The organism is Chryseobacterium lactis (assembly GCF_003815875.1).
Lineage (GTDB): Bacteria > Bacteroidota > Bacteroidia > Flavobacteriales > Weeksellaceae > Chryseobacterium > Chryseobacterium lactis.
Genome location: NZ_CP033924.1, coordinates 2853498 through 2865326 on the forward strand (window position 1 = coordinate 2853498; position 11829 = coordinate 2865326).

The window sequence follows — 11829 nt, forward strand, 5'->3', positions numbered from 1 at the left end:
GAGATTTTAAGTCGAAAAGAATCGTTTGATTCTAGGCGAGTTTGGAAATTGTAGGAGTCAATCTCAATTTTAAAGGATGATTTCAGTCTTGAATTTTTGTATACTTTTGTTTCAAGACAAAAGTATAATCTTTTAACTTCCAATATATTCCTTCCACTCTTCAAAGCGATGATCAATGACCTGTGCCATCAAATCATAGTTTTCATACGTGTCTTCAATATGATAAAAAGTTTCATATTCGTAGTCGTTTTCCTCAGCTTTACCATCAAAAATATTAACGTAGTCATCGGCAAATGAACTGTATCTGTTCCCGAAATCCGTGTCGTCGGCATAATAATCCTTTGCAAAACTATTTCCCAGGTCACTCAAATCATATTCAGAAAATTTTCCATCACAGGCGTTCATTACAAAGTCGGCACCTGTAATCTCTCGTCGTTTTAATTTTTCAATTTCCTCCGCACCGTCTTCTTTTAATTCATCAGAGATTAAATCATGGTTAATACACCAGTTCAGAAACATACCTGTGTGGGTGGCTCCATTTTTTTGAGGAAGACTTTCCGGAAAATCACCACCATAATGCCATGAGGCATCATCATATTTAGACATACTTTTTAATTATAGTTTTAAACAATTTTTGTCAAAAATAGAAAAAATCAATTTATATTGCCCGTCACAGAGAATTTTCCGTCATTTGCAGGAGAATTTTTTTCAACAAATTGATCTATGGAAAAAGCCGTTCTGATTACGATTGGTGATGAAATCCTTTCAGGAAATACAATCGACACCAACTCAAATTTTATTGCTTCCGAACTGAAAAATATAGGCATTAAAGTTACCCAGATTTTTACAATTTCAGATGAGATTGAAACCATCAAAAAAACATTGAAAACTGCTTTTGAATCAGGTGATCTGGTGATTACAACCGGCGGGCTGGGACCTACCAGAGATGATAAAACAAAAAAGGCACTGGCAGAGTTTTTCAATGATGAAATTGCTCTGGATGAGGTCACGTTTAATCATCTTAAAGCCTATATGGAAAAACGGGGACGCCAGGATATTTTGGAAAGAAATAAAGAACAGGCTTTTGTTCCTACGAAATCTGTAGTTTTTCAAAATCATTTTGGTACTGCACCATGTATGATGATGGAGCAGAACGGAAAGCTTTCATTCAGTTTGCCGGGAGTTCCATATGAAGTAAAACCATTGATTAAAGATCAGATTATTCCTTATTTACAGGAGAAATTTAACCTTAACTTTATCCATACCAGAATTGTTTCGGTGGTGGGCATTCCCGAAAGTATTTTAGCTGATACCATTGAAAATTGGGAATTGGCACTTCCTGAAAATATAGCGCTTTCCTATCTTCCTGTAGGAACAAGAGTAAAACTCAGATTAACGGCATCCGGCGACAACGAAGAAATGCTAAAATTGCAGGCAGAGAATGAAATCCAAAAGCTTCTTCCTTTGGTGGAAGGGCATGTGATTGCTGTATCAGAAGATAAAATTGAAACTATTCTGGCAGAAATACTAACGGAAAGAAAACTGACCATTTCCACAGCAGAGAGCTGTACCGGAGGTGAATTAGCAAAAATGATTACTTCAGTTTCCGGCAGTTCAAAGTATTTTCTTGGCGGAATGGTTGCTTATGCTACAGATAAGAAAATTAAAATTTTAAATGTTTCGAAAGATACTGTAGAAAAATTTACTGTTGTAAGTGAGCAGGTAGCTCAGGAAATGGCAAAAGGATGTCAACAATTGTTCGATACTCATATCTCTCTTTCTACGACCGGAGTGGCAGGTCCCGGAAAAGGAGAAGATGGAAAAGAGGTAGGAACAGTTTTCTATACGATCAGAGTTAATAATCAGGAAGTCACCTCAAAACTCTACATGCCTCACCTGGAAAGAGTGGATTTTATGAATTTCGTTTCCCAGAAGGTAATTCAGGATCTTGTAGGACTCCTTGTCAATAGTTAAAACAATGAATTTTTTTTTTAATTTTTTTTTAATAAATTTAATACAGTTTTTCACACTTTTTGAAAACCATTCATTAAAATTTTAAAATCGTGGAAAATTCCAAACAGATTTTTCAGACCAACAGCAAAAAACGTTGGAAAAGTGTACAATGGGGAAGCCGCTTCTTTATTTTTGTTGGGGCGTTGCTTCTTCTTGCTTTAGGTCTGATGATGACACTGGACAGAAGTCCTAAAATTCCTTTTAAGGAAGATTACAAAGCCGTAATCACAGCCAATAAACCTTATCTTCAGGAAAATAAAATTTCGAAAGAATATAAAGGCTTCCGAAGCTTTATTTCTGAAAAAACAATACATACCAATCTTTCCAAGATCGAAAAGGCACGAGCAGAAAGATTTAAGAATCAAAACAGAAATTGGGCGCAGTTTCCGGGTGGGATCCGTTCAGCTTTTTATGTAGCCTGGGATCCGCAGTCTTTGATGTCTTTAAAGCGAAATATCAGACACGTAAACCTGGTTTTTCCGGAATGGTTTTTTATTGATCCCAAAACAGGAGATCTGAAGACCAATGTAGATCCTGAAGGGTATAAAGTAATCAAAAGAACCGGCGTGGCAGCAATGCCTATGCTGAGCAACAACTCTGACCGGGAATTCCGTTCTGAAGGATTGACGAAGGTGCTTAATGATCCGAAACGGAGAACCAATCTTATCCAGAAAATTACTCAGCAGTGTTTAAAATATCATTTCAAAGGAATCAATATTGACTTTGAGGATATGAACCTGAATTCTGATGAGAACCTGATTGCCTTCATGAAAGAGCTTTCGGAAACATTCAAACAGAATCAGTTGCTTGTGACGATGGATATCATGACGGATAATGATGACTACAATGTTCCGAGATTAGATCCTTATGTAGATTATTTTGTACTGATGGCTTATGATGAATATTCTGCAGGAAGTGATGCAGGGCCGGTTTCCTCACAGAAATGGATTGAAGCTCAGACCGGGAAAATTGTAAAACAAACATCCCCTCATAAGATTATTCTGGGACTGGGAGCATATGGTTATGACTGGAGTTCCAATAAAGATGACAATACCTCTGTTACCTATATGCAGGCGATCACAAAAGCCAGTGCCAGCAAGGCAGTAATCGATTTTAATGATAATACGTTTAACTTAAATTATTCATATACAGATTCTAAAAGCAATACCCATACGGTATTCTTCAATGACGCAGCGTCAATCTTTAATACCATGCGTTTTTCATCAGAATATCCGTTGGCAGGAACTGCATTATGGAGATTGGGTAGTGAAGATAGCAGAGTCTGGAATTTTTATGATAAAGATCTTACGTTTGCCGGGCTTTCTAAACTTAATCTGAAAACACTGGAAAATGTAAAAGGCCAAACTATGGTCGATTATATCGGAGATGGTGAAATATTGGATGTATTGAACACTCCTCATGACGGAAAAATTGCCCTGGAAATTGATCCTAAAGAAAAAATTATTACCGACGAAAATTATGTCACATACCCAAGTTCGTATGAAGTGAAAAAATATGGCAGCGCGCCTCAAAAAGAGTTGGTGCTGACATTTGACGACGGGCCGGATGAAACATATACTCCTCAGGTACTGGATGTTTTGTCTAAATATCATGTTCCTGCGGCTTTCTTCCTGGTAGGATTAAATGCTGAAAAAAATCTTCCTCTTGTCAAAAGAATTTACCGTGAAGGCCATGAGATCGGAAACCATACCTTTACCCATGAAAATATTGCTAAAGTAAGTCCGGAAAGAGCTTTGCTGGAATTAAAATTAACCAGATTACTGATAGAATGTGTAACAGGACACAGTACCATTCTTTTCAGAGCGCCTTATAATGCGGATTCTGAACCTACAACCTCGGAAGAAATTATTCCCGTAGCTTTAGCCAGACAACAAAATTATCTGGATATCGGGGAAAATATTGACCCTGAAGACTGGCAGCCCGGCATAAAGTCTGATGAAATTGTAAAACGTGTATTGGCAGGAATCAAGCAGCAGAGAGGAAATATCATTCTGCTTCATGATGCGGGCGGGGATACAAGAGAGGAAACAGTGAAGGCATTAAAAATTTTAATCCCGACCCTTCAGAAACAGGGATATCATTTTACCAATCTTACTAATCTTTTGCATAAGAAAAGAAGTGAGCTGATGCCTGAAGTTCCGAAGACGAGATCTTACTATGTGATGCAGCTTAACCTTGTTTTGGCTACCGTAATTTATGGAATAAGTCATTTTTTGGTTGCCTTGTTTACCATTTTCATTGCTTTAGGATTAATAAGACTTTTATTGATGGCTTATTGGGCTTTTAAAGAAAGAAAAAAAGAAAAAAAGCTTGGCGAATTTCCAATATTGGAATCTTATCCGAAAGTATCCATTATTGTACCTGCTTATAATGAGGAAGTGAATATTGTTTCCTCGTTGAATAACCTACTGAAACAATCCTATCCGAATTTTAACATCATTATGGTGGATGACGGAAGTAAAGATTCAACCTATGAGAAAGCAAAAGAAGCTTTTCCGGATCATCCGAAACTTGAGATTTTTACAAAAACCAATGGTGGAAAAGCAACTGCATTAAACTTTGGTATTGCTCAGACCGACGCAGAATATGTAGTCTGCATCGACGCAGATACTAAATTGCAGCAGGATGCCGTAAAATATCTTATAGCAAGATTCCTGAATGCAACTCCTGAAGAAAAAATTGCTGCGGTAGCCGGAAATGTAAAAGTAGGAAACAAAGTCAACTGGCTTACGAGATGGCAGGCGATAGAATATACTACAAGCCAGAATTTTGACAGATTAGCCTATGCTCATATCAATGCTATTACGGTAATTCCGGGTGCGATCGGTGCTTTCAGAAAATCTGTAATTGCAGAAGTGGGAGGCTATTCTTCAGATACGCTTGCTGAAGATTGTGATATTACCGTGAAGATTTTAAGAGAAGGATATACAGTAGCCAATGAAAATAGTGCTATCGCTGTCACTGAAGCTCCTGAAACTGTAAAACAGTTCCTGAAACAACGTTTCCGATGGACTTACGGAATTATGCAGATGTTCTGGAAACAAAAGCAGACTTTCCTTAACCCCAGATACAAAGGATTGGGACTTTGGGCGATGCCTAATATTTTACTGTTCCAATACATTATTCCGTTTTTCTCGCCACTGGCAGATGTGATTATGTTTTTTGGAATCCTGTCCGGAAATGGAAGTAAAATATTTTCTTACTATTTGATATTTCTTTTGGTGGATGCTTCCTTAGCGTTGGTGGCATTCCTTATGCAGCGTGAAAAATTAACGAATTTGCTGTATATCATTCCACAAAGATTCGGATACAGATGGCTGATGTATATTGTGTTGTTTAAAAGTTTAAGAAAAGCATTGAAAGGCGAAATGCAGTCCTGGGGGTTCCTGAAACGAACAGGAAATGTAAAAGAGATAGCAACTTCTTAATATTTGTTTAAATTTGTTTTTCGGAAAAGTAACAAATCCGAAAAAAATAATACATATTCTTTAAATTGTTATCATAATGAAAAAATTAACGCTTTCTTTGTTTTTAATAGCAGGGATCTGCTCTCAAAATACTATGAGTGCACAAGCTAAAGCTACTAAGGTAGCAGTGAATAATACAGATAAAGGTTTAGACCTTAGCTTGATGGATACTTCGGTGCGTCCACAGGATGATTTTTATAATTACGTAAGTGGAACCTGGATGAAAACTGCCAAAATTCCATCTGATAAACCAACTTGGGGAAGCTTTAATAAATTGGCTGAGGATACGGATAACAATTCCATGACAATCCTGAACTCTCTTCTGAAAGATAAATTTGCTGACGGAAGCGAAGGGAAAAAGATTCAGGATCTGTATGCAACTTTTATGAACATGCAGAAAAGAAATGCCGACGGAATCAAGCCTATTCAGGATAATCTGAATAAGATTGATGCTATTAAAAACATGGCAGATCTTCAGAACTACCTTACTGCGGTAACTAAAGAAGGTGAAAATGTATTTTATGGATGGGGAATTGATGCCGATCTTAAAGATTCTAAAATGAACGCGGTTTACATAGGAAACGCTACGCTAGGATTGGGAAGAGATTACTATCAGAAAGTAAACGATAAAAATACAGAAGCAATCGCTGAATATCAGAAGTATGTAGCTTCAATGTTAAAAGAATTAGGTTATAAAAATGCTGATGAAGCGGCTAAAACTATTATTAATTACGAGAAAAGCATTGCTCAGACCCTTTTAACAAATGAGCAAAGCCGTGATAATACGCTTCAATATAACCCTCAGACTATGGCTGAGCTTTCAACTTTGGTAAAAGGAGTTGATATTCCTGCTTACCTTAAAAAAGTAGGGGTAAACACAGACAGAGTAATTATCGGAGAATTGGGATACTATAAAAGCTTTGATAAATTAGTCAATGCTCAGAACCTTCCGGTAATCAAGGATTATCTGAAATTCCACATGATCAACGGAAGTGCATCTTACCTAAGCGAAAAGCTGGGTGACATGAAATTTGCTTTCTACGGAAAATATTTAAGAGGTCAGCAGGAGCAAAGAGCATTGAACAAAAGAGGTTTTGAGTTGATCAACAGAAATCTTGGAGAAGCTTTCGGAAAATTATATGTTGAAAAATATTTCCCTGCAGAGGCTAAAGCTCAGATGGTGGAATTGATCGATTATTTAAAGAAAAGCTTTGCCGTTCACATCAACAACCTGGCGTGGATGTCAGCTACGACTAAGGAAAAAGCAATGCTGAAATTGAATAAATTTACAGTGAAAGTTGCTTATCCGGACAAGTGGAAAGACTATTCAAAGTTACAGATCACTCAGGAAGCTAAGGGAGGAACATTATATCAAAACCTTCAGAATGTTTCTGAATGGCAATACAATAAAGATTTAGCTAAAATCGGTAAGCCGGTTGATAAAACAGAATGGGGAATGACTCCGCAAACTGTAAATGCTTACTATAATCCGGTAAACAATGAAATTGTATTCCCTGCAGCGATTCTTCAACCTCCTTTCTTCAACCCTAAAGCTGATGCTGCCGTGAATTTCGGTGGAATCGGAGCGGTAATCGGTCACGAAATGAGCCACGGATTTGATGATTCAGGAGCACAATTTGACGCTGACGGTAACCTTGTAGACTGGTGGACTCCGGAAGATAAAGCCAATTTCGAGAAAGCTACAAAAGCACTTGCTTCTCAATATGACAAATATGAGCCGGTAAAAGGAACTTTCGTAAACGGTACATTTACCAACGGTGAAAATATCGCTGACTTAGGAGGAGTAAATATTGCTTATGACGCTCTTCAAATGTATCTGAAAGATAAAGGAAACCCGGGAAAAATCAGTGGATTCAGCCAGGATCAGAGATTCTTTTTAAGCTGGGCAACCGTTTGGAGAACTTTATCAAGTGAAAAATATATGATTAACCAGGTGAAGACAGATCCGCACTCTCCGGGCTACTTCAGAAGCTTTGGTCCGCTAATTAACGTTGATGCTTTCTATAAAGCATTCGACTTGAAAAAAGGCGATAAATTATACAAAACGCCGGAAGACAGAATTAAAATCTGGTAAAAAACAGGAACCGCTCAGTAATGAGCGGTTTTTTATTTTTAAAATCTCCGTCATCCGGAGGGTGAAAAATCAAAGATTTGAAGAGGTGCTTCTTTTAATTCAGATCGGAATTTATCACTGAAAACTTTCCATCATTTGTCAATTATCATTTATTACTTATCATGAAAGTTTGTATATTTGATACGTTTGTGTAAAATCAAAAACTATCTTTAATGAAAAAGCTAAATATTGGAATACTTGCCCTTTCGGGTATTGTATTTCTTAATTCATGTGGTGCAGCAAAAACTACAGGAACAGATGCAAAAACTGAAGCTACGGCAAGTGCTGCAAAACCAGTAAAAGAAGAAATGAAAGAAGAAGGGATCAATTTATCTTATATGGATACGAGTGTTCGCCCACAGGATGACTTTTTTAGCTATGTCAATGGAAATTGGGTGAAGACCACTCAGATTCCTTCTGATAAGGCCAATTGGGGCTCCTTCAATGCGTTGAGAGAAAATGTAGATGATGCTTCATTAGATATTTTAAACAAAATTTTAACGGAAACTTATCCGGCAGGTTCTGAAGGGCAGAAGATTCAGAATCTGTACGCTTCTTTCATGGACACCGGTAAAAGAAATGCTGAAGGACTGGCTCCAATCAAAGGAGATCTTGCTAAAATTGATGCTATTAAAAGCCTTAGTGACTTACAAAAATATCTTTTGGAAGCTACAAAATTAGGTGACAATTCATTCTATGGATGGGGCGTAAGGGCAGATATGAAAAACTCCAAAATGAATGCCGTGTATCTTGGAGGCCCGGATCTTGGTTTGGGAAGAGATTATTACCAGAAAGTAAATGAAGCAAACACCAAAACGTTGGCAGAATACCAAACATATGTTGGGAAATTATTCGGAGTTTTAGGATATAAAAACTCAGCGCAGACTGCTCAAAATGTGGTTGACTTTGAGAAGCAACTGGCCAATTATTTATTGACACTTGAGCAGAACAGAGATGCTAACCTTAGATACAATCCTAAAAATGTATCAGAATTATCAGGTCTGGTTAAAAATATTGATCTTGCAAAATACCTGAAGGAGGCCGGAGTAAATACAGACAGGGTAATTATCGGTGAACTGAAGTACTACCAGAATATGGATCAGTTTGTGACGCAGAAGAATCTTCCTTTATTAAAGGATTATTTAAAATATCATTTAATCAATGGTAATGCAAGTAATCTGGATGATAGTCTTGAGCAGATCAGATTTGATTTTTATGCTAAATATCTTCAGGGACAGAAAGAGCAGCGTCCAATGAACAAAAGAGGGCTTACTCTTGTAAATGGAGTTCTTGGAGAAGCTTTCGGTAAATTGTATGTTGAAAAATACTTTACTCCGGAGGCTAAACAGCAGATGGAAACCTATATTGATTATCTTTTAAAATCATTCAAATCTCATATTGCAGGCATCGACTGGATGTCTCCCGATACAAAAGTGAAAGCTCAGGAAAAGCTATCCAAGTTTACCGTAAAAATTGCTTATCCTGATAAATGGAAAGATTATACCCAATTAAAGGTAGAATCTCCAAAGCAGGGAGCTACATTATATTCAAACCTTCAGAATGTTTCAGCATGGCAGTACCAGAGAAGTCTTGATAAAGTAGGAAAACCGGTTGACAGAACAGAGTGGGGAATGTCTCCGCAAACTGTAAATGCGTACTACAGCGGTTCAAACAATGAGATTGTATTCCCTGCAGCCATTCTTCAGCCTCCTTTCTATAATCCTAATGCAGATGCAGCCGTTAACTTTGGTGGTATCGGAGCAGTTATAGGCCACGAGATTTCTCATGGATTCGATGATAGTGGTTCCCGTTTTGATGGTGATGGAAACCTTAATAACTGGTGGACAGATGCCGATCGTAAGAACTTTGATGCCAAAGTAGGACAGCTTGCTGCTCAATATAGTGCTTATGAACCAGTAAAAGGCAGTTTCGTAAACGGTAAATTTACCAGTGGTGAGAATATCGGTGACCTTGGAGGCGTTGCCGTTGCATACGATGCTCTTCAGATGTATCTGAAAGATAAAGGAAACCCGGGTAAAATCAGTGGATTCACTCAGGATCAGAGATTCTTTATGAGCTGGGCGACTGTTTGGAGAACCAAAGCCACCGATCAGTATATGATCAATCAGGTGAAAACAGATCCGCATTCACCAGGAATGTACAGAGCATTCGGGCCGTTGGTAAATCAGGATTCATTTATCAAAGCATTTGATATCAAGTCTGGGGACAAAATGTATAAAGCGCCTCAGGACAGAATAAAAATTTGGTAGTTGTACCGAAAATTGTTAGAAAAGAAAAATCCGCCTCAATAAAATGGGACGGATTTTCTTTTTAATAGGCTTTTTTATAATTCCGAAGAACAAACTTTATTCCGGTTTCTATAATATCACCCATAGTTTTGCAATACTTGAAATTCACATCGTAAGTCAGTTTTTGTAATGCAGTCTTTAGCTCAGTAACATTGGCTTCAGGTGCAATATTATCTGTTTTCATAATAGTAATGAGTTCATCAAATCGGGTTTTGCTGCTGGTCACTCTTTTTACAATCTGTGAGCGCACTTCTTTGCGGTACTGTTCTATAGAGCTGGGTTTCAGTTTTTCCATTACCATACTGACCATTTGATGGTTTTCTTTAAAATACTGGGGAAGATAAACTTTTAAATTCCCCTCATAAGTCTGCTGATCAAAATCGATAGGGCGGATTCTGTATATAACCTGGTCGAAATCGTGTATAGGAATAACAACATAATTGTAAGAACGCATGTCACCGAGGAGTCCAATAAGGCAACGCTCATTGAATTTTACAAATTCCTTGGAAATCTGGGCCTTTTCCAATTCGGTACAGTTGTGCATATGTTTCTGAATAAAAACATCTCCGGGAATTCCTAAGATATGCTCTTCAATCAAAGTATTTTTATAAATAAGGAAGTTAATGCGGTTGGGAGACAGCAAATCTTCAAGTTCCAGTCCGTATATGCGGGAAGCATCCGCCTGTTTAATGTAAAAATTAGTATAATTATCATTCAGGATATTTCTCACCCGAACCCGGAAAGGTTTGGAGTTTCCAAAGGTGCAGAAATCGATGGTATCTACTTTCAGATAAGGTAAAGTAGCTGTATCTCCATCGGAATGGAGAAGAGTATAAATCTTATTTAAATTAGCCTCTATTTCTTTAAATTCATATTCAGGATACATTACCCCAAGCCACAAGGTATCTTTGCCGTCTTTATCGAGAATATTCACACTATCGCTAAATCTCAGGAGGTCTTCATACAAAAACTGAATCTTTGTCGTTCTGTTATATTTTTCCAGATATTGCTGTAGTGCTTCTGAAACCGGAAATATTGGCTTTCTGAATGCTATCTTCACATCTTTCATGACTGTGTTTACTTTGTTTAAATATAAAGATTTTTTTTTCTGTATTTTATTACATTGCAGAGCATTCTTATTTTAACATTTATGTGATACTTTTTGCAGAAGATTGCGGTACAATGTTTTATTTTATTTTTTTATGATATATTTTATTTATTTTTCATAGCTTAGTGACATCATAAGAGTTTGATCTTATGTTAAATAATTGTAGATAACTTTAAATAAATCAAGAAAAATCTTGACAAAATTTTGTATGTTACAGTTTTTTTTTAAATTTAAACACTGGATTGGTAATTTATTTGAATCATCTGTAAATTACTCAAAGACAGATCCAAACCAAAACAAGAAATCTCAAAATAATAATAATATGGCAATGTTTAATTATGGTGTTGGCGGAAACGAGGTAAAAGTAGACGCTAATGAAGCTATTCAGGAAATACAGGAAAATAAATCACTGATAGTAAGCCAACTTACAACAGAAGAATCTTATACCCCTGAAATTGTAACAGGATTAAAAACCGTAGAAGATGTCTTCAAACACTTTCAACCTTCAGTAGCAGTACAACATGAAACAGAAGATGGAAGCGTAGTTGAAGAAGAATTCCGTTTTCAAAATCTTGGAGACTTTACTCCTAAAAGCCTTACTCAAAAATCAGACTATCTACAGCAATTGAGTATGGAGCAGGAGCAGTACAACAAAATTGTACGTCAGCTGAAAACTAATAAAATTCTACGCAATATGCTGGAGAACGATCAGACAAGAGCGGCGTTCATAGAAGTATTGAAAGAAGTGGCACAAGAACTTGAAAAATAATTAAAGAC

The 11829-nt window shown here is 37.0% G+C and carries 7 protein-coding genes; 5 read left to right on the forward strand and 2 right to left on the reverse strand.

What is annotated here, in order from left to right; genetic code table 11:
- Positions 1-132 precede the first annotated feature (132 nt).
- Entirely contained in the window at positions 133-606 is a 474-nt protein-coding gene (locus tag EG342_RS12760) for a DUF7832 domain-containing protein (protein WP_103293497.1), read from the reverse strand.
- 117 nt (positions 607-723) lie between these two features.
- Here EG342_RS12760 and EG342_RS12765 point away from each other — a divergent pair, with 117 nt between their 5' ends.
- The 4 genes from EG342_RS12765 to EG342_RS12780 all read left to right on the forward strand — a co-directional run bounded on the left by EG342_RS12765 (position 724) and on the right by EG342_RS12780 (position 9905).
- Positions 724-1974: a CinA family nicotinamide mononucleotide deamidase-related protein gene (locus EG342_RS12765; RefSeq protein WP_103293496.1), complete on the forward strand. Its 1251-nt coding sequence runs from the start codon at positions 724-726 to the stop codon at positions 1972-1974.
- A gap of 89 nt (positions 1975-2063) precedes the next feature.
- On the forward strand, positions 2064-5462 hold the full coding sequence (locus EG342_RS12770; protein WP_103293495.1) for a polysaccharide deacetylase family protein: 3399 nt from the start codon (positions 2064-2066) through the stop codon (positions 5460-5462).
- Between the two features lie 76 nt (positions 5463-5538).
- On the forward strand, positions 5539-7596 hold the full coding sequence (locus EG342_RS12775) for a M13 family metallopeptidase (RefSeq protein ID WP_103293494.1): 2058 nt from the start codon (positions 5539-5541) through the stop codon (positions 7594-7596).
- Between the two features lie 212 nt (positions 7597-7808).
- Positions 7809-9905 carry a M13 family metallopeptidase gene (locus tag EG342_RS12780; protein WP_103293493.1) on the forward strand — a complete coding sequence of 699 codons (2097 nt, stop codon included), beginning with the start codon at positions 7809-7811 and terminating at the stop codon, positions 9903-9905.
- A 61-nt stretch (positions 9906-9966) separates the two neighbouring features.
- Here EG342_RS12780 and EG342_RS12785 read toward each other — a convergent pair whose 3' ends face one another.
- Positions 9967-11013 carry a hypothetical protein gene (locus tag EG342_RS12785; RefSeq protein ID WP_103293492.1) on the reverse strand — a complete coding sequence of 349 codons (1047 nt, stop codon included), beginning with the start codon at positions 11011-11013 and terminating at the stop codon, positions 9967-9969.
- Between the two features lie 361 nt (positions 11014-11374).
- Here EG342_RS12785 and EG342_RS12790 point away from each other — a divergent pair, with 361 nt between their 5' ends.
- Positions 11375-11821, forward strand: a complete 447-nt coding sequence (locus EG342_RS12790; protein WP_246008615.1) for a type VI secretion system contractile sheath small subunit — start codon at positions 11375-11377, stop codon at positions 11819-11821.
- The last annotated feature ends 8 nt before the right edge of the window (positions 11822-11829 follow it).

Bases quoted from the DNA above. Each gene is read 5' to 3' on its own strand.
- EG342_RS12765 (WP_103293496.1), top strand. From the start codon at position 724: ATGGAAAAAGCCGTTCTGATTACGATTGGTGATGAAATCCTTTCAGGA.
- EG342_RS12780 (WP_103293493.1), top strand. From the start codon at position 7,809: ATGAAAAAGCTAAATATTGGAATACTTGCCCTTTCGGGTATTGTATTT.
- EG342_RS12775 (WP_103293494.1), top strand. From the start codon at position 5,539: ATGAAAAAATTAACGCTTTCTTTGTTTTTAATAGCAGGGATCTGCTCT.
- EG342_RS12760 (WP_103293497.1), bottom strand. From the start codon at position 606: ATGTCTAAATATGATGATGCCTCATGGCATTATGGTGGTGATTTTCCG.
- EG342_RS12790 (WP_246008615.1), top strand. From the start codon at position 11,375: ATGGCAATGTTTAATTATGGTGTTGGCGGAAACGAGGTAAAAGTAGAC.
- EG342_RS12785 (WP_103293492.1), bottom strand. From the start codon at position 11,013: ATGAAAGATGTGAAGATAGCATTCAGAAAGCCAATATTTCCGGTTTCA.